Below are 20,604 nucleotides of genomic sequence, written 5' to 3' on the forward strand. Positions count from 1 at the left end.
TGCCCTTCCAGGTGACCTTGAGCCTCAGGTGTCCGTCGGCCCGGACCCATCGCTCAGAGACGTCGATGGTGAGAGAGCGGCGGCTGCGGGGAGGATGGGGTGGGCGACGGTCTTCCCCTGCGGACTGATCACGGCGACCCTGACGTCGTCGGCGTTGCCCCACGACCCTCGAAGTCTGACTCTGAAGGGGACCCAGGAATCCCTGTCGCGGCTGTCGGGGAGTCTCACGGAATGCACGGTCTTGACCATGCCCGCGCCGTGAGGGGCTTTCCGCTCGAACCGCAGCGCTCCTTGCTTGCCGCGCTTGACGCGGGCGTTCCGCTTCGCCGCCGTCCGCTTCCATGTCGAGCGCGCGGTGGCGGTCACCGAGCGGTGGACCAGGCGGGGAGTCCGGTCGCGCAACGTGAACGGAGCCGACACGGGCCCGTAGACCCTCTCGCACTCCGGGGTGCAGGACCGTGTCCGGTAGAGCTCGATCCGGTAGGTCCCCGCCGGCGCAGCGGTGTACCGGCCATCACGCCGGTAGTAGCCGTCCCACGCCAACGAGTTCCTCACGTCGAGGTGCTGAGTCGTGCCGCCCAGGGGCAGGCCGTTGCTCGCGAGGATCCGGTAGCCGAGGGTGCCGTACCTTGCCTCGTACGCATCGAGGGCAGGGCGGAATGTCATCACCGTCGGCACCCCGGAGCCGGAGCCTACGGCGGCGAAGGGGTAGAAGAAGGAGGTGGCCGGCGAGAGCGTGGTGATCGGCGGCGCGCTGCTCACGAACAGGGGGACGCTCTTTCGGGTTGACTTGGTAAAGCCGGGGGATGCCCCGGTGGTCTCGACCTCGAAGCGGTACTCACCGGTCCGAAGCGAGCGGCCCAGCCGCTTCCGCAGGTCGATCACGATGTCGGCCTCATCCGTCGTGCCTGCGGCGATCTCGGCGGCAGAGAACTCGTATGGCCCCGCGACCGTGGCACCAGCGGTCGAGCGGATCCGCCAGCGTGCCGTGACCGGGAGCCGTGGGTCCAGCTCGACCCTGCTTGTCGCGGTGTCGTCGAAACCGTCACCGTTCGGACTCACGAACAACGTCCAGCCTCGCAGGGTGAGATTCGGAGAGGTACGTACCGTCAGCGCGCCCGTCCTCGTCGCGCACACCATCGCACTCAGCGGGTTGCACTGCTTCAGGGAGACGACGAGGTCAGCGCGGGAGCTCCCTGACAGGTCGACCTCGACCACGTCGCCCTCGCGAACCTCTCTGGGCGAGACCGCGCCGTCGACAGTCGCCGTGAGGCCACCGAGGTCGGTGGCGCGCAGCGAGACCCGCTTCACGATCGTCGGGTCGATAACGGGTGGCAGCGGGTCGGTCGCCGTCAGGCTCGGCGTCAGCCGCGGACCATCACGGGTTCGCTGGCGGTCGTGCACGACTCGAGGGTCGCGTCCGAGCACGCCCGGGCCTGGGCTCTGAACCGGTAGCCGATCCCCACCGTCGGCAGCGTGTCGCGGAAGACGCCGTCCTCGCCTGCGGCGACAGGCGTGCGGCGAACGAGCGTGACCCCCGAATTGGTCAGCTCGAAGACCACGTACGGCGACTCCGAGGTCGCAGTGAGCTCGGCCGTCCCGACGAGCAGCGTGTCAGGGGCCGGCGAGGTCAGGACGGGCGGCGCCCAGTCCTCCGCAGCTCCCGCGGGAACCTGCCCCGCACCCGACGCCACGATGGCAGCAGCCACCAGACCTACGACAACCCGACGCACCACAGCGACTTCCGATCAGTCCGAGGCATCGCTGCCCACGCCGAAGAATCGGGCCGAACCTGGCAGAGAGCCGTAGGGACGTCATACGTATCGAGGGCTCCCACCCGCAATACGTATGACGTCAGGGCTGGGTCGGGTTGGGTCGGTGGTTGGTCGTCAGTCGTCGCTGAAGGTTCCTCCGAAGATGTCGGAGTTGCCGAACGTCGCCGGGCAGTCGTCGTTCGGCCCGGGGCGCAGTGCTGTGGAGTGCGTCGCGGGCAGCTCGGCTGCCGCCTCCTGATCCTCCTTCTCGTCGCCGACCAGCGGCTCAGTCGTACCCGCCAGGACGTCTTCCACGAACGCCTGCCGGTAGGCGTTGACGGCCGGGCAGACCGCTCCGTTGCGCATGTCGTTCCAGACAGCGGCGCCGTAGTCCCTCGTCGCGACCGCGTAGTTGTAGTCGCCCAGGAACTCCGAGGTCAGGCCGTTGGCGCTGGAGGCGCGCCCGTCGCCCTCCGCGCCGCGCAGCACCGTGGCGAAAGCCCCGATGGTGCCGGTGCCGCCGATGTCGGCATGGCGGACGACTCCGAGCATCCGTCTCGGGGACGTGGTGTCGTTGCGCCACGGGTCGAGCCAGGCGTTGTAGACCAGCCACGCGTCGGTACCGTCGGGCGAGACCGCGATGGCCGGGAAGTTCGCCCTGTCACTGCCCTCGCTGACCACGACCTTCGCCGAGTAGTTGGTGCCACCGTTGGTCGAGCTCACCACGAAGGCACGCTCCCGGTTGGTCCCGAGGCTCGCGTCCGACCAGGTCAGCAGGATCTGGTCGGTCGCGTCCGCGCCGCTCGGCGCACCGTTGGCGATGTCGAACGACGGGAACGTGTCGGTCCGCGCGCCGGCGACGCCGTCGATCGTGAACCGGCCCTGCGCCGGGTCGAACTGCCCGATGCCGCCCAGCCCTGTCACGACGGCACGCGGCCGCTCGAAGGTCCGGCCGCCGTTGAAGGAGCGGGCCTGGAAGAAGACTCCCTGCCGCGTACGGATGTCGGTGCCGACCCACACCACGTACACGACGCCGTCGCTGTCCGTACGGATCGCGCAGCCTTGCCGACCGCCGGTCTGGTTGTTGTTGGTCGCCGCGGACAGCTGCCGCGTGGTCCACGTGTCGCCACCGTCGCTGGAGCGGGCGAAGAGGACCGGCTCGGCTCCGGCGTTCCCGCGGAAGCCGACGTTGCAGACGTAGGCGTTGCCGAAGTACGGGCTGCTCTCGGCGTTGTCGGCCCAGATCTGCTCCTTGTCGCTGAAGAGGGCCGAGTTCTGCCTGGTCACGACGACCGGGTCCATCCAGGCGTCGTTGTCTCCGGCGATGGCACCGGCCAGGTCGTCGGTCCGGGACACCGCGATGGCTGCGGCCCCCCTGAAGCCTGGGCTGCCCGGGAACGGCGTGGCGATGTTCGCGTAGTACAGCCGTTGTCCGTTCGCCCAGGAGAAGTCGCCCGAGGCGTCCGGGACGGGACCGAAGACGAGCTCCGGGTCACCGTTGGAGACCAAGCCGTTGGTGTCGTAGTTCGGCAGGGTCCCGATCGGGCCGTCGGGGTCCGGGACGCACCCTGTGTCCCCGGGCGGGGGCGCACCGGGCGCGACGTCCGGCTGCCCGAGGCAGGACGGCGTCTCCCGTGCCGAGTACCCGGTGTAGGTGGGCTGGGTCCACGTGCGACCGGAGTCGGTGGAGAACTGGATGCCGGACACCCCCACCCCCGGCGTGAAGGGACAGGTCCGGTCGTCCCCGGCGTTGCAGGCCTCGAGGTCGATGTTGTCGTTGGCCCCGGCCGCCAGGACCGAGGTGTTCACGGGGTTCACGGCCAGGCCCGGCTCGTTCTGCTTGTTCTGCGAGAAGAGCAGGTCGTTGCTGCCGACGGTGACTTCCGTCGAGCCGCCTGGAGTGATGGGCGCTGCCTGGGCGAGCGCGGGGAGGACGAGGGCTGAGAATGCCACGGCGACCGTCGCGGCGACCTTGATTCTGCGCATGACGCTCCTCGGGTAGATGGATCGTTCTGCGCGGCGCGCCCGGCTGCTGGAGAGCAGGAACCGGGTGGTCGCAACTCCTCAGTCTCGTCCTGCCCGTGCGAGGCGACAAGACCCGTTGCTCGACGGCCCTGTCAGCGTGCGGGGAGGCCGTCCTTGGTGCAGACCGCCTTGGTGATCTTGTCGGTCTCGTCGGTCTTGATGTACTCGAAGAGCTCGAGCGCACGCTCCTTGTCCCAGCGCACGGACGCGTCGGCGATCGGGACCGTGCAGTTGTGGCCCGAGCCGCCCATCGCGCCGGACAGGTTCCATGCGAAGCGGCCCAGCGAGAGCGGGCCGACGTTGTCGCCGATGCGCAGCGACCCGGTCGCGGCGTTCACCACGCCGGCGTAGCGGAACGGGTTGAGGAACGTCGACGGCGTCTTCACCTCGCCGGCGATCGCGCCGAGCACCTCACGCTGCGACTGGACGCGCTGCAGGTCCTGCGTCGCGTACGTGTGGCGCGAGCGCGCGTATCCCAGCGCGGCTGCCCCGTCGACCTCCTGGCAGCCCTTCTTCAGGTTGAGGCCGGCGTCCTTGTCCTTGATCCGCGTCTTGGGGCAGATCTCCACGCCGCCGACGGCGTCGACCATGTTGACGAAACCGCCGAACCCGATCTCGATGTAGTCGTCGATGCGGACGCCGGTGGTGTTCTCGAGCGTCTGCACGAGCAGCTTCGGACCCCCGTACGCGTAGGCGGCGTTGATCTTGGTCCGGCCGTGACCGGGGATCGGGACGATGGAGTCGCGGGGGATCGAGACGAGCGTGGTCGGACCGCTGCCGACGTGCATCATCATGATGGTGTCGGTGCGGCGGCCCTCGGCGTCGCCGGTCCGCAGCTCCTTGCGCTGCTCCTTGGTGAGGCCCTCGCGGCTGTCGGAGCCGACGAGCAGGTACGTCGTGCCGGGCTGGTCTGCCGGGCGCTCGCCGCCGGGGGAGGCGTCGACCTTCTCGATCTTGCCCCAGGCCCAGAACGGCACCGCGATCAGGAAGATCAGCCACGCGACGAGCAGCAGGGTGATGATCCGGCCCGGTCGCAGCCAGCGCCGCCCTCCACCGCCACCGCGCGTCCCCGCGCTGCGTCCCCCACCACGAGCGGGGGGAGCGTCGTCGGGGTACTGCATCGGCGGCAGGTCCGACGGCGGCTGGTACGCGCCCGGGGGCCCCTGCGGCGGGGGAGCGGAGTACGCGCCGGGGCCGGACGGCGGGTACGGCGAAGCGCCGCCGACGACCTGCGTGGCGTCGTCGTCGGGGCCGTACAGCCAGCCGTAGTCGGCCCCGTCCCGGGGGTTCGGATCGCGTTGGGGCATGCGTTCGAAGGTACCGGACGCGCGCGTCGCGTCCGCGCGGTCCTCGGCGCGTCGTCGCAGCAGGGGCCCCTGCGGTGGTGATACTGGCGAGGCGCCCACGGGTGGGTGCGGCGACGACGGCGACGTCATGGGGGTACATGTCCGAGCGCGAAGACCCGTACGTGCGGACGCAGGCGGAGGTTGCTTCGGCCCGCGTGCGGTTCCGTCGCGCACTGTCGCTCCTGCTTATGACGCTCGTGGCACCGGGCTCGGCTCAGCTGCTCGCCGGCAACAAGCAGGTCGGCAGGGTGGCGCTGCGCATCTGGGCAGGACTGTGGGGGCTCGTGCTCCTGCTCCTCCTGCTGGCGTGGATCGACCGCGGCATCGTCGTCACGCTCCTCACCTCCACCGGCCTGCTGTGGCTCATGCGGTTCGCGCTGATCGCCCTCGCGCTCGGCTGGGTGGGATTGTTCGCGGACGCGTGGCGGCTCGGGGCGCCGCTCCGGCTCGAGCGCAAGCACCGCCTCGCCATGAGCGGCGTGAGCGGCCTGCTGTGCTTCGTGACGGCCGGGGCGCTGCTCGTCGCCTCCAACCTGATGGCCGTGCAGCAGGACTTCATCACCACCGTGTTCGGCTCGTCGGTCGTTCGGGACGCCGACCACGGCCGTTACAACGTGCTTCTTCTCGGCGGCGACTCCGGCAAGGGCCGCGAGGGGCTGCGTCCGGACTCGCTGACCGTCGCGAGCATCGACGCGGAGACCGGGGACACGGTCCTCGTCGGCCTGCCACGCAACCTCGCTGACGTCCCGTTCCCCGACGGTCACCCGATGGACGACGAGTTCCCGCGCGGCTTCGACTGCGACGGCTGCTACCTGAACAGCGTCAACACCTGGGCAGACGACCACCCCGAGCTCTTCGACGACCACGGCCACGAGGGCATCGACGCCACCCGTGCGGCGGTCGAGGAGATCACCGGGCTCAAGCTCAGCTACCACGTGCTCGTCAACATGAAGGGCTTCGCCTCCCTCGTCGACGCGGTAGGGGGCGTCACGGTCAAGGTGCGCGAGCGGACGGCGATCGGCGGCATCGGCTCCCCGATCACCGGATGGATCCCGAAGGGGCGGCAAAAGCTCGACGGCCGTGAGGCGCTCTGGTACGCCCGCAGCCGCGTCCAGAACTCCGACTACTCGCGGATGGCGCGTCAGAAGTGCGTGATGAGCGCGATGCTCAAGCAGCTCGACCCGAACACCGTGCTGCTCAAGGCGACCGGCATCGCCGAGTCCAGCAAGAAGATGCTGAGCACCGACATCCCCGCCTCCGACCTCGACACGTTCGTCGAGCTGGCGCTGAAGGCGCGCGACGCGAAGGTCTCGACCGTGTCGCTCGTCCCGCCTCAGATCGACACCGGTGATCCCGACTACGACAAGATCCGCCGCATGGTCGCCAAGGGCATCGAACGTTCGGAGAAGCCGGCTGCGAAGGGCGGCGGCAGCTCGACGTCGGACAAGGGACCGTCGAAGAGTGCGCCGGCGAAGGACAGCACGTCAGGCGGCGACCCCGACAAGGAGCGCTCCGCGCGGATCAACGATGCCGAGGACCTCGGCGAGGTCTGCTGACGCCGCAGCGCTCAGCTGACCGTGACGCGCTCGGTCTCGGCGATGGCCGCGATCTGGTCGCGGTGCTCCTCGGGCTGCGGTGTCCGGACCAGGACGAGCGACCCGTGGGCCTCGAGCACGCCGAGGACGGCGTCGACGAGGGGCGTGAGGTCGCGGTCGCCCACCAGCATCACGCGTGCGCCCCGCGGGTAGGAGCCGCTCGTCCGCGACGTCAGGTCGGCGTGGGTGGTGGGCTCGCCCTCGTCGCGCACAAGTGCCGGTGAGGACTCGGCGGGCGGGTAGTACGCGGTGAAGTGGTCTCCGTGGGACGGCACCTCGGCGTTGTAGTCGAGGACCCCTCCGGGGAGCGGCGTCGTGAACCGTCCGCCGAGCGGGCGCAGCGACAAGGCGATGACGTCCTCGGCGCCCTCGGCGGCGTCGAGCGTCGCGGGATCGACCACCGCGATGCCGTGCCCCGGGCGGAGGCTGAGGGCCGCGCCGGCGCTCCAGGTCGCGAGGAACCACACCACGGTCTCCCAGTGGACGGGCAGCAGCACGTCGACGACGGTCTCCTCGTCGGAGCCGAGCGTGTCCTGGAGCATGTTGGCGGTCTTCGCCACCCAGTTGGTGCAGGTCGTGAGGCTGAGCTCGACGCGCTCTCCGGTCGTCAGGTCGTAGAACGTGACCGCGGGCCGCGACGGGTCCACGGACGTGGCACGTGCGAGCAGGTCGGCGATCGTCACGGTGCCACCCTAACGGCCGTCGCCGCGGGAGGTCCGGACGTCGACCGTGAGGGCCACCCCGTGCGCGCGGGCGGCGACCCGCAGCCGTTCGCAGACCCGCCCCGCCTCGACGAGGGCGTCGGTGGAGTCGTCCTTGACGGCCACCACCACGGTCGTCGCGTCCGTGGCCGTCACCTCCACGAGGGACTCGGCCGGCGCGGCGAGGGCCAGGACCCGGTCGATCGCGTCGGGTTCGGCAGCCGGGAACCCGACGGCTTCGGCGGCGCTGAGGGCGACCTCGACCGCGTCGCGCGCGCCCAGTCCGAACAGGTCCTCGTCCTCGCGTCGCAGCAGCGTCGCCGCGCCCGAGTGGGGGTGCGCCCAGTGGTCGCCGACCCAGTGACGCGGGAGCCCGCGTACGACCACGAACGGGGCCTGGCTCGTCTTTCCGGCCACCAGCTCGGCGGCTCCGGCGATCTCGTCGGCGACGGCGGGCTCGGTGACGTGGAGCGGGTTGCCGAAGGTGTCCTGGGTCCCCGACAGCGAGTTGACCACCTTGAGGCCGGCGCTGCCGATCGCGATGTCGGTCTGCCCGCGTCGCCACGCGCGGCCGGCGGTGTCGGACAGCACGACCGCGACCTCGACGCCTGCGCGACGGCGCAGCTGCTTCCAGAGGTCGCGGGCGACGGCGTCGGGGTCGTGGGGGAGCCACAGGGCGGTGCCGGGCGCGGTGTTGCTCGCGTCGACCCCGGCCGCCGCCATCGTGAGCCCGGCGCGGTTGCGCACGATGCGCGTCGGTCCGCGGCGCGCGACGACCCGGACGGTCTCGGCGTCGACGACGGCGTCGCGGTCGGCGGTGGTGGAGAGCCCGAGGGCCTTGCTGACGACCTTGCTCGTGACGACCACGACGTCGCCGTCACGCAGCGGCTCGTCGAGACGGCCCAGGAGGAGGCTGACGAGATCGGCGCCCTTGCGCACCTCCCCGACGCCCGTGACGGGCCACAGCGTCAGGCTCACGAGCGCGTCCCGATCTCCCGCGCGAGCGCGAGCGTGTCGGCGGCGAGCGTACGCGTGGTCGCCGGGTCGGACATGTAGAGCGGGACCGCCCGCCCCTCCAGGCCGGCCTCGGCGACGACCGGCAGCTGCGAGGCGTCGGAGGTGTCGACCAGCCAGCCGTCGAGGACGCCGCCTCGCGCGCGGGCCCCGTACCGGGTGGCAACCGCCGAGGCGCTCACCTCGAGGCCTAGGCCGGTGAGGAGCTGGTCGGCCATCCCTCGCACCGCGCCCCCACCGATGATCGGCGAGACCCCGACGACCGGGGCAGCGGTGGCGCGCAGCGCATCCGCGATCCCGCGCACCGCGAGGACGGGGCCGATCGAGACCACAGGGTTGGAGGGCGGGAGGACGACGACGTCGGCCTCGGCGATCGCCTCGAGGACCCCGGGCGCAGGCTCGGCGTCGTCGATGCCGATCATGACGACGTCGTGGGCCGGGACCGAGGCGCGCATGCGGACCCAGTACTCCTGGAAGTGGACCGCGCTGCGCCGCCCGCCGTCCTCGACCACGACGTGCGTCTCCACCCTGTGGTCGGTCATCGGCAGCAGGGTGACGCCCGGGTCCCAGCGGACGCACAGCGCGCGGGTGACATCGGTGAGGGAGTACCCGGCCTGGAGCATCTGGGTCCGCACCAGGTGCGTGGCGACGTCGCGGTCGCCCAGCCCGAACCACGTCGGCTGTGCCCCGTACGCGGCGAGCTCCTCCTTGACGCTCCACGTCTCGTCGGCGCGGCCCCACCGGCGCTCGGCATCGATCCCGCCGCCGAGGGTGTACATCAGCGTGTCCAGGTCAGGGCACACCTTGAGGCCGAACAGCCAGATGTCGTCGGCGGTGTTGCCGACCACGGTGACGTCGGCGTCGTCCCCAACCTCGTCGAGCAGCCCTCGTACGAACGTGGCGCCGCCGATGCCTCCGGACAGAACGGTGATCCTCATGCCGCCATTCTCCCCACGAGCGACGCATAACCCGCACGCCCGGGGGAGACCGTTGAGCCGTGACCTGCGTAGGGTAGGCCCGTCCACTGGGACAGGGCACGGCTCTGCGCCCGCACCAGGAGATGGGGATTCGTGACCGACTCACTTCGTAAGTACCGCGACGTCCTGTCGTACTCGCTGCTCGGCGTCGCCGCCGTGTCGCTCCTCGCGACGTTCATCGCGCTCATCGACGACGGGCCGTGGAGGACGGGCCTCGGCGTCGGTGCCGTGGTCGTCGTCGTCGCTGTCGCGCTCGCGACGCGCAAGGACGACTTGAGCCCTCAGGCCCGCACCATCACGCTCGCCGGCATCGGCGTCCTCGGGGTGGCGGCCGCGCTGACGCTGTGGACGTTGATCGACATCATCGGCCAGGACCTCGTCCCCGCCAAGGCGTCCTACATCCTCGACGCGCTCGCGGCGCTCGGGCTCATCGCCGTCGCGCTCTTCTACACGGTCGTCGTCCTCCGTGACCTGCCGGCGCCGGTCCGCCAGCCCCAGCAGCAGCCGTGGGCGCAGGCCCAGGGCACGCCGTGGGGTGGCCAGCAGCAGCCGCAGCAGCAGGGCGGATGGCCTGCCGCGCCCGCGCAGCAGCCCGCCCAGCAGTGGGGTCAGCCGCAGCAGGGCTGGCAGCAGCCCGCGCAGCAGGCGCCGCAGGCGCCGCAGCACGCCGCTCCCCAGCAGGGGTGGCAGCCGTACGGTGGCTACGCGGCCGGTGCCGGTGCCGCTGCCGCCGGAGCGGCGGGCGTCGCTGGTGCCGAGGCCGCAGGCTCGGCCTGGGGCACGTCGAGCGCGAACGCGTCGTCTGCCGCAGACACCCCTGCCCCGGCGTCGGAGACGCCGGCCGAGGTCGAGTCCGCCGAGCAGTCCACGGCCGTGTGGACGCCGCCGGCCGAGACGCCCGCGCCGACGTGGCAGTCGCAGGAGCAGCCGTCGGCATGGTCCGCGCCTGCCGCCGAGCAGTCGGCCCAGGCACCCCAGTCGAGCTGGGGCGGGCAGGAGTCGAGCTGGGCGCGCGAGGGCCAGTGGGGCGCTGCCGACTCCGCCCAGCCGCAGGGATGGGCGCAGGAGGCCACCGAGCAGCCGTCGTGGCAGCCGCCGTCGGAGTACGGCTCCGCGTGGGCACCGCAGACCGAGCAGCAGTCCACGTACTCCCAGCCGGAGCAGCCCGCCGAGCCGCAGGGATGGGGCTCGAGCGAGCCCTCGTGGGGGTCGTCGCGTCTTGGCGACGCGACCTTCGACAGCGCGGACGGCGGGAGCTCCGACGTCGCCGCGGAGTCGTCCGGTGACGCCGACCAGGGCGAGAATCGTGACGAAGGCCAGCCCGGCCCGAGCTCGTGGTGGTCGCCCGGGAACGGCTCCTGACCACCGATGATCGGCTGACGAAGGCCCGTGCCCGGAGGGTGCGGGCCTTCGCGCTACCACCCTTCGGCTTGACGGATGGGTATTGACAGGCTTGTAATTTCACTAGTGTCGTCCTTCTTGGACGGCCAGGTGCACATCGGGGGCGCACGCGCTATCGATACAGGGGTCCACGAGGGGTCGAGGACTCGCACTTGGTTCGGGGCGACGCTTTCCACGGGGATCACGAGGGGTAGGAGGCGAGACTGATGGAAGACCTCTTCCACGCAGACGCCGAGGAGATGGGCTGGCAGGACCGCGCACTGTGCGCGCAGACGGACCCGGAGGCGTTCTTCCCTGAGAAGGGCGGCTCCACCCGCGAGGCAAAGCGGGTGTGCCTGACGTGCGACGTGCGGGGTGAGTGCCTCGAGTACGCACTCGCGAACGACGAGCGCTTCGGTATCTGGGGCGGTCTGTCCGAGCGCGAGCGCCGCAAGCTCAAGAAGCGCGCGATCTGACCCGGCACCGCCGCGCCGCGTCGCTCGGCCCTCGCAGGGCAGGGATGCGGTCAGGCGCGGCGGTGCCGGGAGCTCCGCGCTCCGGGCGGATGGCTAGACTCCAGCACCTATGATCGAAGGCGTCGACGAGGGCCTCGTCCCCTCCCGGAACTGGCTCGCCGCCCCACCTAGCGTCACCGCCGTCATCGTGTGCCGCAACGGTGCGCGGTGGCTCCCCCAGGTGCTCGACGCGCTCGCGTCGCTGGCGCACCTGCCGCAGGCTGTCGTCGCGGTCGACGTGTCGTCGACCGACGAGACGCGCGAGATCCTTGCGCACTACCTGCACCCGGCCTCCATCCGTACGGCTCCGCCGGGGACCGGGTTCGGCGACGCCGTCCGTGTGGCGCTGGACGGTGCGGCTCAGACCGAGTGGGTCTGGCTCCTCCACGACGACTCGGCGCCGGGTCCCGACGCGCTCGCGCACCTGCTCGACCAGGCGACGCAGTCCGACGACATCGGCATCGCCGGACCCAAGCTCCGCGAGTGGCCGTCGCTCAAGCGGCTCCTCGAGGTCGGCGTCACCATCAGCGGCACCGGTGCGCGCGAGACCGGGCTGGAGCGTGGTGAGCCCGACCAGGGCCAGCACGACCGCCCGCGCGACGTGCTCGCCGTGAGCACGGCCGGGATGCTCGTACGCCGGCGCGTGCTGGAGGACCTCGGCGGCTTCGACCCACGCCTTCCGCTCTTCTACGACGACATCGACCTCGGATGGCGGGCCGCGCGTCGGGGCTACCGCGTGCGCGTCGTCCCTGCCGCGGTCTTCTTCCACGTGGAGGCCGCCGCGACCGGGCTGCGTCCCGGCTCCCTGGCGCCGCGCCCTCGCCGGGAGATGCGCCGCGCCGCGACGTACACGCTGCTGGCCAACGCCAGCCGTCCCGGGTTCTTCTGGCAGTCCGTACGCCTGCTCGTCGGCACCGTCCTTCGAGCGCTCGCCCTGCTGCTGGCCAAGGCTCCGCGGGAGGCTGCCGACGAGCTGCGCGGCGTGCTCGCGGTGTACCGCCGTCCTGACGCGATGCTCGCCGCGCGCCGCCGCCGGGCCGCGTCGGCACGGGTGGACGCACGGACGGTGCGCGAGAACCTCCTGCCCTCACCGCTCATCCCGTACCGGCACGGGCTCGACGCCGTCGGCGAGCTGGTCAACACGCTGGTCGGTCCCGCGCCGGAGATGACCGGTCGGCGCGCGGCGGTCGAGGCACGCCCGGAGTCGGAGGACGACGAGCTCCCGACGACCGGCTCGCTTCTCTCCCGGCACCCGTGGCTGACGACCATGCTGATCCTGTCGCTGGTCGCCCTGGTGGCGGCGCGGAGCGTGATCGGCTCGGGCTTCCTGATGGGCGGCGCGCTGCTGCCCGCGCCGGACGGGGCGGGGGACTGGTGGTCCTTCTTCACGGCCGGCTCGCACGACGTGAGCATCGGCAGCGACGTACCCGCACCCGGCTACGTCGTGCCTCTCGCCCTCCTCGCGACTCTGCTCGGCGGCAACGCCGACCTCGCGGTGAGCCTGGTCGTGCTCGCCGGTGCGCTCCTGGCGGCGCTGACCGCCCACCGTCTCGGCCGGCGGCTCTTCACCTCGCCGGGCGTCCAGCTGTGGTGGGGAGCGACGTACGGCCTCCTGGTCGCGACGTCGGGAGCCGTCGCGCAGGGCCGGATCGGGACGGTCGTGGCGCTCGCGGCCGCGCCGGCGATCGTGAACTCGGCTTACCTGCTCATGACCCGCCCGCGGATCACCGACGGGCTGCGGCTGGGCCTGTGGCTCACGCTCGCGACAGCCTTCGCGCCGCTCGCGTACCTCCTCGTCGCGGTCCCGCTGCTGGTCGCCGGAGGCATCCTCCTGCGCAGGCGCGGCTGGCCCAGCATCACGACCGCGCTCGTCCTCCCGTGGCTGCTGCTCGGGTCGTGGATGTGGCGCCGCGCCCTCGACCCGGGCGCCTGGTGGTGGGAGGCCGGACGTGCCGACGCCGGTGTCGGTGACCTCGACCCGCCGACCTGGCAGCTCGCGCTCGGCCACGCCGGCGGACCCGGCATCGCCACGTACGCCACGGCAGGGCTCCTGCTCCTCGGTGTGCTCGCCCTGCTCCGCAGGCAGGCGCGGTCGGCCGTCCTCGTCGCGTGGGCGATCGGGCTGTGGATGCTCGGGTGGGCCAGCCTCGGTGCCGGTGCGACCTTCACCGAGGGGATCTCCGGCGGACCCGTCTGGGTCGGGGTCCCGGCCACCTTGTGGATCGCCGCGCTCGCCGCGGCCGCGGGCGGTGCCGCCGACGGGTTCTACGAGCGACTCGCGGCGCACCCGCTGCGCCGGCGTGCGTACGCCGTCGCCGTGGTCGTCGCGATCGTCGGCCCCGCGGTCGCCCTCGCCTGGTGGGCGGTCCGTGGCGACGACGACCCGCTCGAACGAGGCCGCCTGGACGAGATCCCGGCCTACCTGGCCGAGCGTGCCAAGGACGGCCGCTCGACGCTCGTCCTCACGGGGTCGCGCGAGCAGGGCGTCACGCAGCGTGTGGCGGCAGGCGACGGCACGCGCCTGGGTGACGAGGCCGTCATGCCCTCGCCCGAGCAGCTGCGCCCGCTGGACACCGACGTCCGGCTCCTCCTTTCCAACCCGTCGACCGGTGTCCTCGAACGCCTCGGCTCGTACGGGATCCAGGCCGTCTACCTGCCGGCACCGGCCGACCCCGACCTCGTCGACGTCCTCGAGGCCGCCCCCGGTCTCACCCCGTCGGGCAGCCCCGACGGCTCACGGGTGTGGACGTTCACGGTCGCCGGCGACCCCCACGAGCCCCCATCGTCCTCGGTGCGTCCCTGGGTGGCGCGCGGTCAGCTGGTGCTGCTGCTCGTGGTGGTCGTGATGGCCGCTCCGGGACGAGCGAGGGAGGTGCGATGAGTCAGGGCAAGCCCAGCCCCAGGAAGCGTTCACGGCGCCAGGCCGGTGGCCGGCGCGTCAAGGACCAGGTCGTCGAGACCACGTCGGCCGCGCTCGCCCTCGGTGCCCACTCCGGTCGGCTCGTGATCGGCGCCGTGCTGGTAGCCGCGCTCCTGCTCGGCGTCGGCGAGCTCCGCACGGCCGCCAGTCGGCCCTCGGGCTCGGCGCCGTCGGCGCAGGAGGTCAGCACCGTCGCGTACGGGTGCCCCGCCTTCGTGCAGCGTGGTGCCGCGTCCGCGACGACGGTCGCGGTCTCCAGCGTTCCCGGCGACTTCGGTGACGGAGGCGCACGCGAGGTCGTCCGCCTCAACGGTGCCAACCCGGTCGCCTCGCTGGCCGACGCCCCGCGCGGCACCTGGGCGACGGCAGCGGTCGGGCGTCGTACGCGGGCGGTCCTCGTGGACGCGTCCGGTGGTCAGGCGCCCGGGACGGTCGCGTTCACTGCTGCCGTGGCGGACGCGGCAGACGGTGGTGGCTCGGTCGTCGGTGCGTGCCCCCGGCCCGCTCCCGAGCGGTGGTTCCTGGGTGCCGGCAGCACGGCCCAGCGCCGGACGGCGCTCGTCCTCACCAACACGTCGAGCAGTCCGGGCGTCGTCGACCTCTCGATCTACGGCACCGCCGGCGAGATCGAGGGCGTCGGTGCCACCGGCATCGTCGTCGACCCGCAGAGCTCGCGCGTCGTACGCCTCGAGCAGGTCGCGGCAGGAGAGTCGGAGATGGCGGTCCGTGTGGTCGTACGACGCGGTGCCGTGGCCGCCGCGGCGACCGACGCGTCGTCGCTGGGGACCGCTGCCGCCGGGAGCGAGCTGGTGCCCGCCGCCGCGCTGCCCTCGACGGAGACGACGGTCGCCGGCGTCCCGGCGCACCGCGGGGCGCGCACGCTCCTCGTCGCCAACCCGTCGGACCGCACTGCCACGGTCGGGCTCTCGGTCGCGACCCACGACGGCATCTTCACGCCGACCGGTCTCGAGACCGTCGACGTGCCCCCGCAGTCGGTGAGCGCGGTGACGCTCCCTGCCAACGTCAGCGCCCGTGCGTACTCGGTGCGGCTGACCTCCGACGTCCCCGTGACCGCCTCGGTGCGGACGAGGATCGACAGCGACCACGCGTACGCCGTCGCGACCGCGCCCTGGGAGGGTCAGGCCGTGGTCCCGGTCGCCATGGGGACGTCGTTGCGCCCCGGCGGCGCCACCCTCCTCGTCGCACCCGACGGGGACGCGGCGGCACAGGTGACGGTGACGGCCCACGACGAGTCCGGTGCGGAGATCGGCAGCGCAGAAGTCGAGGCGAAGGCCGGTGCGACGACCTCCGTGAACCCGTTCGGCTCCGGTGGGGTCGGCGTCTCGGCCGCGCAGGTGTCGTACCTGACCGTCGGGTCACAGGCACCCGTACGGGCCGCCGCGGTCTACACGGGGCGCGGTCTTGCGGCGATGCCCTTGCACGCGGCCCCGGTGCGCGAGGCGGCTCCGGTCGTCCGCCCGGGCGCCCCCTGACGTCGCGACCTCACATCCGGGGGTCGAGGTCGTCGGGGTCGCAGTGCCACAAGGTCGCGAGCTGGTCGACGAGCACCGAGAGCACGAGGTCGTCGAGGTCGGTGCGCGAGGCCGCCCGGTGCTGGACGGGCTGTCGGAAGAGGACGACCCGCGGGCGCTCGCGGTCCGGGACGACCGTGCCCAGCGGCACCTCGTCACGCCACCGACGGGGGAGCACCGGGACGTCCTCCACCGCGACGTCGAGCTTCTCCAGCGCGGCGGTGTGTCGGGGACGCAGACGGGCGACGGCACCGAGCACCGCGGTGTCGAACTGCGCGCGGCGGTCCCAGCCGGCCGGGACACCCGCCGGCGTGAGCGGACCGGGGAGCGCGACCGGCCCGCGAAACCCTCGGCCTCGCCTGTCCCGCCGTCGTCCGCCCCGCGGCTCGTCGAGCGGAGCGACCCGCGGCCTGCTCCGGTGCGCCATGCGAACGTCGTACCTCGCGCACCGACCGTGACGCAAGCGACCGCGCCGTGGCGGAGGCGGTGCGCCGCGTCCAGGTCCGGCGGCCGGGCACGCTAATCTCGGCGGGGTGAGCCCCCTGCGTCGATGCACCCGCCCCGCGTGCCTGCGCTCCGCCGTCGCGACGCTGACGTACGTCTACGCCGACAAGACCGCTGTCCTCGGACCTCTCGCGGTCTACGCCGAGCCGCACAGCTACGACCTGTGCGCCGAGCACGCCGAGCGGCTGTCGGCTCCCAAGGGCTGGGAGGTGCTGCGTCTGCAGTTCGACGCCGCCGCTGCGCAGGCCCCGTCGGCCGACGACCTGGAGGCTCTCGCCGACGCCGTGCGCGAGGCGGCCCACGTCTCCCCTCCCGAAGAGCAGACCTCGACCCGGCGCGGAGGTCACCTGCGTGTCCTCGGCCCGCAGGACTGAAGGAAAATGATGCTGGCAGAGCGCCTCTCGAAGCTCGTCAAGTCCTACGACGTGCGCGGCGCGTCCCCCGACCTCCTCGACGCCGAGGTGGCGCGTGCGCTCGGCGCGGCGTTCGCCGTCGAGACGGGCGCGGCGCCGGGCCCTGAGGGGACGGCGGGCTCGGTCGTGATCGGTCACGACATGCGCGTGACGTCGCCGGAGCTTGCCGACGCGCTGGCCGAGGGGGTGACGAGCACGGGTGCCGACGTCGTCGCGATCGGTCTGGCCTCCACCGACATGCTCTACTTCGCCTCGGGCGCGTGGGACCTCCCCGGCATCATGGTCACCGCCAGCCACAACCCGAGCAGCGACAACGGCCTCAAGCTGTGCCGGGCCGGCGCGCGGCCGATCGGGCGCGACACCGGGCTGTCCGCGATCGCCGAGCGCGCCGTCGCAGGGGTCGAGCCTGTGCTCGCCACCGGGTCGGTGATCGCGCGCGACGCGCTCACGCCGTACGCCCTGCGGGTGACCGAGCTCGTCGCCGTACCCGCCGGTGCCCGGCCTCTCAAGGTCGTCGTCGACGCCGCGAACGGGATGGGCGGGCTCATCGTCCCCGCCGTCTTCGCCCACCTCGACGTCGAGCTTCAGGGGATGTACATGGAGCTCGACGGCACCTTCCCGAACCACCCGGCCGACCCGCTGAACTCCGCCAACCTCGTGGACCTGCAGCGTGCCGTCCGCGAGCAGGGTGCCGACCTGGGTCTCGCGTTCGACGGCGACGCCGACCGCTGCTTCATGGTCGACGAGCACGGTGACCCGGTCTCGCCGTCGGCGGTCACCGCGATGATCGCCGCTCGCGAGCTCGCCGTGCACCCGGGCTCGACCGTCCTGCACAACGTCATCACGTCACGCGCGGTGCGCGAGGTGATCCTCGAGAACGGCGGCACCCCCGTCCGTACGCCCGTGGGCCACTCGCTCATCAAGGCCGAGATGGCCCGTACGGGCGCGGTCTTCGGGGGAGAGCACTCGGGCCACTACTACTTCCGCGACTTCTCCCTCGCCGACTCCGGGATGCTCGCGGCGCTGCACGTGCTCGCAGCGATGAACGAGTCCGGGAGCACCCTCTCGGCGCTGGCCGCCGAGTACGAGCGGTACGCCGCGTCCGGCGAGATCAACAGCCGTGTCGCCGACGCCGCCGCGGTCACCGAACGTGTCGCGGACGCGTACGCGGCGTACGACCAGGACCGGCTCGACGGGCTCACCGTCACCGCCGACACCTGGTGGTTCAACCTCCGCAGCTCGCAGACCGAGCCGCTGCTGCGTCTCAACGTCGAAGCCGACGACAAGCCCACCATGGAGTCGGTGCGTGACGCCGTGCTCGCTCTCGTCCTTCAGGAGGATGCCCCATGAACCTCGACCCGACGCTGCTCGACATCCTCGTGTGTCCCCAGTGCCGCGCCACCCTCGCGGTGGACGTCGACCACGACGAGCTGGTCTGCAACCTGTGCCGGCTCGCCTACCCGGTCCGCGACGACATCCCCGTTATGCTCGTCGACGAGGCCCGCAGCCTGGCGGACTGAGCTCCGGAGGCGCTGGGGGGCGTGGTGTTCGACGAGGGGCGGCTCGACGACGAGCAGGCGCTGTCGCGTGCCGACGCCCAGATGCGCGAGCTCGCCGGCTCCGGTGCGCGCGTACGCGTCGACGCGCACGCGGCCGAGGAGGCCGTCGCGTCCCTGCGTCAGGTCGAGCGCGACGAGCGACCGCGCGCTGTGGTCGCCGCCGGTCCGGGTGCCCGGCTCCTGCGCGCCGTCCTCGAACCCGTCTGCCCGGTCCCGTTCGTGGCGTGGCCGGGCGCCGGCCTGCCCGGCTGGACGGGCAGCCTCGACCTCGTCGTGGTGACCGGCTCGCCGGCCGCCGCCGCCGCCCAGGTGGCGGTCACCGATGCCGTACGCCGAGGGTGCCCGCTCCTGCTGGTCGCCCCGGCGGCGTCGCCGCTGGCCGAGCACGCGGCGTCTCGCTGGTCGACCGTGCTCCCCACCACGAGCGGTGACCCGCTCGCGACGACGGTCGTCGCGCTCGCGGCCCTCGAGGCGCGAGGTCTGGCGCCGCGGTTCGACGCCGACGAGATCGCCGACGCGCTCGACGCGGTCGCCGTCGCCTGCTCACCCTTCCTCGACCTCGGCAGCAACCGGGCCAAGCAGGTCGCCACCGCGCTCGCGGACGCGACGCCGTTGCTGTGGGGCGGCTCGGTGCTGACCGCACGCGCCGCGCGCCGGTGGGCCGAGGCCCTGCGTCGCGGCACCGGGCGCACCGCGCTCGCCGCCGAGGCGGCCGACCTCGTGGCGCTGCTCGAGTCGAGCGCGCCCCGCGACATCTTCGCCGACCCGTACGAGGACCCGCCTGCGGGCGCGCAGCCGTACCTCGTGGTGCTCGACGACGGTGTCGACGCCCCCGGCACCCGGGTCGAGCAGGGCGAGCTGCTCGCGGCGGCCGAGCGCTCGGGCGTCCGCCACGACCGGGTCGAGGCGCAGGAGGGCGGCGCGCTCGCCCGCTACGCGCGGCTGACCCTCACCGGCCAGTACGTCGCGGCCTATCTCGGGATCGGCCTGGACCGATGAGCCGGGTCGGGCAGTGGTGGCGCTCCGGCGTCCAGACGCTCGCCCGACGTGTCCTGAAGGAGCAGCCCGACATCCCCGAGGCCGACCCCTCGCCGACCGACGCCGAGATCCTCGCGATGCTGCGCGCGTTCGCCGTGGCGCAGCTCGAGGCCGGGCAGGCGGCCAACCTCGTCGAGGAGAGCCTGCACGTCATCGCACGGGCCTACGGCATCGAGTCCGTGCGGTGCGTGGTCCTCCCGACCGTGGTGTTCGTCGAGATCGACGGCACCGACCCCGACGGTCCGGACCATCGCACGGAGCTCGAGCCCGTGCCGTCGACCGAGCCGCGGCTCGACCAGGCGCAGGCGATCGAACGCCTCGTCACCGAGGCGATGGCCGGCCGGCTGGATCCTGCCGACGGCGTGGCACGCATCGAAGCGGTCCGCGCCGCACCACCGCGCTTCGGGCGACTGACGAGCCTCGTCGGGTACGTGGTGCTGTGCGTCGGCTTCGGTCTGACGCTGAACCCGCGCGCGGCCGCTCTCGGGGCGTACGTCTTCCTCGGCCTCGCGGTGGCGCTGCTGCGGCTGCTGGCCCGGGCCGTCCCCACGCTCCAGGCCGCGCTCCCCGCCTTCGCGGCCTTCCTCGTCACCGTGCTGACGTGCACCTTCGTCGCCGGAGCCGTCGGAGACGACCCGCTGAGGCTGATCGCGCCTTCGCTCGTGACGTTCCTGCCCGGCCTGACGATGACGGTCGCCGCGGTCGAGCTGACGAGCAACCAGGTCGTCGCGGGTGCGTCGCGCATCGTCTACGGCACCGCCCAGCTCCTCCTGCTCGCGTTCGGAGTGGTCGCCGGCGTGCGGGTCGCGGGGGACTGGCCGGACACCACCGCCGGCACGATGCTCGGGTGGTGGGCGCCGTTCGCCGGCATCGTGTGCGTGGCTGTCGGGTACCTCCTCTTCCAGTCCGCCCCGCCCCGGTCGCTGCCGTGGCTCGTCCTCACCCTCCTCGTCGCGTACGTCGGGCAGCAGGCGGGCGGCGAGCTTCTCGGCGCGACGCTCTCCGGCTTCGTCGGCGCGCTCGCGGTCGTCCTGTCGACCCGCGTCGCCGCCGCGTTCCGGACAGCACCGACCGCGATGGTGATGCTTCTCGCCGCGTTCTGGTTCCTGGTGCCCGGCGCGCTGGGGTTCGTCGGTCTGGGGGAGGCGGCCAGCGGATCGGTGACCGGTCCCCAGGTGCTCGTCGACACGTTCATGTCGCTGTTCGCGATCGCGCTCGGATTCCTCGTGGGCACGGCGCTGACGCGACAGCTGCGCGACGTGCGGGCCCGCGCCGAGGCGCGCCGCTCGTCCTGACCGCCCACGGCATGGGCGGTGTCGCCCGGTTCGTGT

Annotated in this window: 18 protein-coding genes; 10 read left to right on the forward strand and 8 right to left on the reverse strand. The window is 72.6% G+C overall.

Annotated features, from left to right (window positions below):
* Nucleotides 1–24 precede the first annotated feature (24 nt).
* The 4 genes from NYZ95_RS08990 to NYZ95_RS09005 form a co-directional block, all read right to left on the reverse strand.
* Complete coding sequence (locus tag NYZ95_RS08990; RefSeq protein ID WP_262850801.1) at nucleotides 25–1,404, reverse strand: hypothetical protein; 1,380 nt, start codon at nucleotides 1,402–1,404, stop codon at nucleotides 25–27.
* Complete coding sequence (locus NYZ95_RS08995) at nucleotides 1,365–1,709, reverse strand: hypothetical protein (RefSeq protein WP_262850802.1); 345 nt, start codon at nucleotides 1,707–1,709, stop codon at nucleotides 1,365–1,367. The genes NYZ95_RS08990 and NYZ95_RS08995 overlap by 40 nt, the downstream gene beginning before the upstream one ends.
* A gap of 180 nt (nucleotides 1,710–1,889) precedes the next feature.
* Complete coding sequence (locus NYZ95_RS09000; RefSeq protein WP_262850803.1) at nucleotides 1,890–3,740, reverse strand: sialidase family protein; 1,851 nt, start codon at nucleotides 3,738–3,740, stop codon at nucleotides 1,890–1,892.
* A gap of 131 nt (nucleotides 3,741–3,871) precedes the next feature.
* The gene (locus NYZ95_RS09005) at nucleotides 3,872–5,086 is read right to left on the reverse strand and encodes an LCP family protein (protein WP_262850805.1); all 1,215 of its coding nucleotides are present in this window, start codon (nucleotides 5,084–5,086) and stop codon (nucleotides 3,872–3,874) included.
* A 137-nt stretch (nucleotides 5,087–5,223) separates the two neighbouring features.
* Between NYZ95_RS09005 and NYZ95_RS09010 the strand changes: the two genes are divergently transcribed.
* Nucleotides 5,224–6,681: an LCP family protein gene (locus NYZ95_RS09010; protein ID WP_262850806.1), complete on the forward strand. Its 1,458-nt coding sequence runs from the start codon at nucleotides 5,224–5,226 to the stop codon at nucleotides 6,679–6,681.
* A gap of 11 nt (nucleotides 6,682–6,692) precedes the next feature.
* Here NYZ95_RS09010 and NYZ95_RS09015 read toward each other — a convergent pair whose 3' ends face one another.
* Genes NYZ95_RS09015 through cofD form a run of 3 tightly spaced genes read right to left on the reverse strand, consistent with a single transcriptional unit; the run spans nucleotide 6,693 to nucleotide 9,373 of the window.
* The gene (locus NYZ95_RS09015) at nucleotides 6,693–7,403 is read right to left on the reverse strand and encodes a TIGR03089 family protein (protein ID WP_262850807.1); all 711 of its coding nucleotides are present in this window, start codon (nucleotides 7,401–7,403) and stop codon (nucleotides 6,693–6,695) included.
* Between the two features lie 9 nt (nucleotides 7,404–7,412).
* A complete protein-coding gene (gene cofE, locus NYZ95_RS09020) occupies nucleotides 7,413–8,399 on the reverse strand; it encodes a coenzyme F420-0:L-glutamate ligase (RefSeq protein WP_262850809.1) in 987 nt (328 codons plus the stop codon).
* Nucleotides 8,396–9,373, reverse strand: a complete 978-nt coding sequence (cofD, locus tag NYZ95_RS09025) for a 2-phospho-L-lactate transferase (protein WP_262850811.1) — start codon at nucleotides 9,371–9,373, stop codon at nucleotides 8,396–8,398. Before cofD ends, cofE begins: the two co-directional genes overlap by 4 nt.
* Before the next feature lie 132 nt (nucleotides 9,374–9,505).
* Between cofD and NYZ95_RS09030 the strand changes: the two genes are divergently transcribed.
* From NYZ95_RS09030 to NYZ95_RS09045, 4 genes are all read left to right on the forward strand, one after another.
* Nucleotides 9,506–10,774, forward strand: coding sequence for a hypothetical protein (locus NYZ95_RS09030; protein WP_262850813.1), 1,269 nt, complete (start codon nucleotides 9,506–9,508; stop codon nucleotides 10,772–10,774).
* Nucleotides 10,775–11,019: 245 nt separating this feature from the next.
* Nucleotides 11,020–11,268 carry a WhiB family transcriptional regulator gene (locus NYZ95_RS09035; RefSeq protein ID WP_262850814.1) on the forward strand — a complete coding sequence of 83 codons (249 nt, stop codon included), beginning with the start codon at nucleotides 11,020–11,022 and terminating at the stop codon, nucleotides 11,266–11,268.
* Nucleotides 11,269–11,377: 109 nt separating this feature from the next.
* Nucleotides 11,378–14,188: a glycosyltransferase family 2 protein gene (locus NYZ95_RS09040; protein ID WP_262850816.1), complete on the forward strand. Its 2,811-nt coding sequence runs from the start codon at nucleotides 11,378–11,380 to the stop codon at nucleotides 14,186–14,188.
* Nucleotides 14,185–15,720, forward strand: coding sequence for a DUF5719 family protein (locus NYZ95_RS09045; RefSeq protein ID WP_262850818.1), 1,536 nt, complete (start codon nucleotides 14,185–14,187; stop codon nucleotides 15,718–15,720). Before NYZ95_RS09040 ends, NYZ95_RS09045 begins: the two co-directional genes overlap by 4 nt.
* A 10-nt stretch (nucleotides 15,721–15,730) precedes the next feature.
* On the opposite strand, the gene NYZ95_RS09050 is transcribed toward NYZ95_RS09045, so the two are convergent.
* On the reverse strand, nucleotides 15,731–16,186 hold the full coding sequence (locus NYZ95_RS09050; RefSeq protein WP_262850820.1) for a metallopeptidase family protein: 456 nt from the start codon (nucleotides 16,184–16,186) through the stop codon (nucleotides 15,731–15,733).
* Nucleotides 16,187–16,292: 106 nt separating this feature from the next.
* Here NYZ95_RS09050 and NYZ95_RS09055 point away from each other — a divergent pair, with 106 nt between their 5' ends.
* From NYZ95_RS09055 to NYZ95_RS09075, 5 genes are read left to right on the forward strand one after another with little or no spacing between them, the layout of a single operon-like run.
* Nucleotides 16,293–16,637: a DUF3499 domain-containing protein gene (locus tag NYZ95_RS09055; protein ID WP_262850822.1), complete on the forward strand. Its 345-nt coding sequence runs from the start codon at nucleotides 16,293–16,295 to the stop codon at nucleotides 16,635–16,637.
* A 9-nt stretch (nucleotides 16,638–16,646) separates the two neighbouring features.
* Nucleotides 16,647–18,026 (forward strand): phosphomannomutase/phosphoglucomutase, encoded by a 1,380-nt coding sequence (locus NYZ95_RS09060; RefSeq protein ID WP_262850824.1) that lies wholly within the window; start codon nucleotides 16,647–16,649, stop codon nucleotides 18,024–18,026.
* A complete protein-coding gene (locus NYZ95_RS09065) occupies nucleotides 18,023–18,196 on the forward strand; it encodes a Trm112 family protein (RefSeq protein WP_262850826.1) in 174 nt (57 codons plus the stop codon). The genes NYZ95_RS09060 and NYZ95_RS09065 overlap by 4 nt, the downstream gene beginning before the upstream one ends.
* A 21-nt stretch (nucleotides 18,197–18,217) precedes the next feature.
* Nucleotides 18,218–19,234 (forward strand): SIS domain-containing protein, encoded by a 1,017-nt coding sequence (locus NYZ95_RS09070; RefSeq protein WP_262850828.1) that lies wholly within the window; start codon nucleotides 18,218–18,220, stop codon nucleotides 19,232–19,234.
* Nucleotides 19,231–20,568, forward strand: a complete 1,338-nt coding sequence (locus NYZ95_RS09075; RefSeq protein WP_262850830.1) for a threonine/serine exporter family protein — start codon at nucleotides 19,231–19,233, stop codon at nucleotides 20,566–20,568. Before NYZ95_RS09070 ends, NYZ95_RS09075 begins: the two co-directional genes overlap by 4 nt.
* Nucleotides 20,569–20,604 lie beyond the last annotated feature (36 nt).

It is taken from the genome of Mumia quercus (genome assembly GCF_025506335.1).
GTDB classification, from domain to species: domain Bacteria; phylum Actinomycetota; class Actinomycetes; order Propionibacteriales; family Nocardioidaceae; genus Mumia; species Mumia quercus.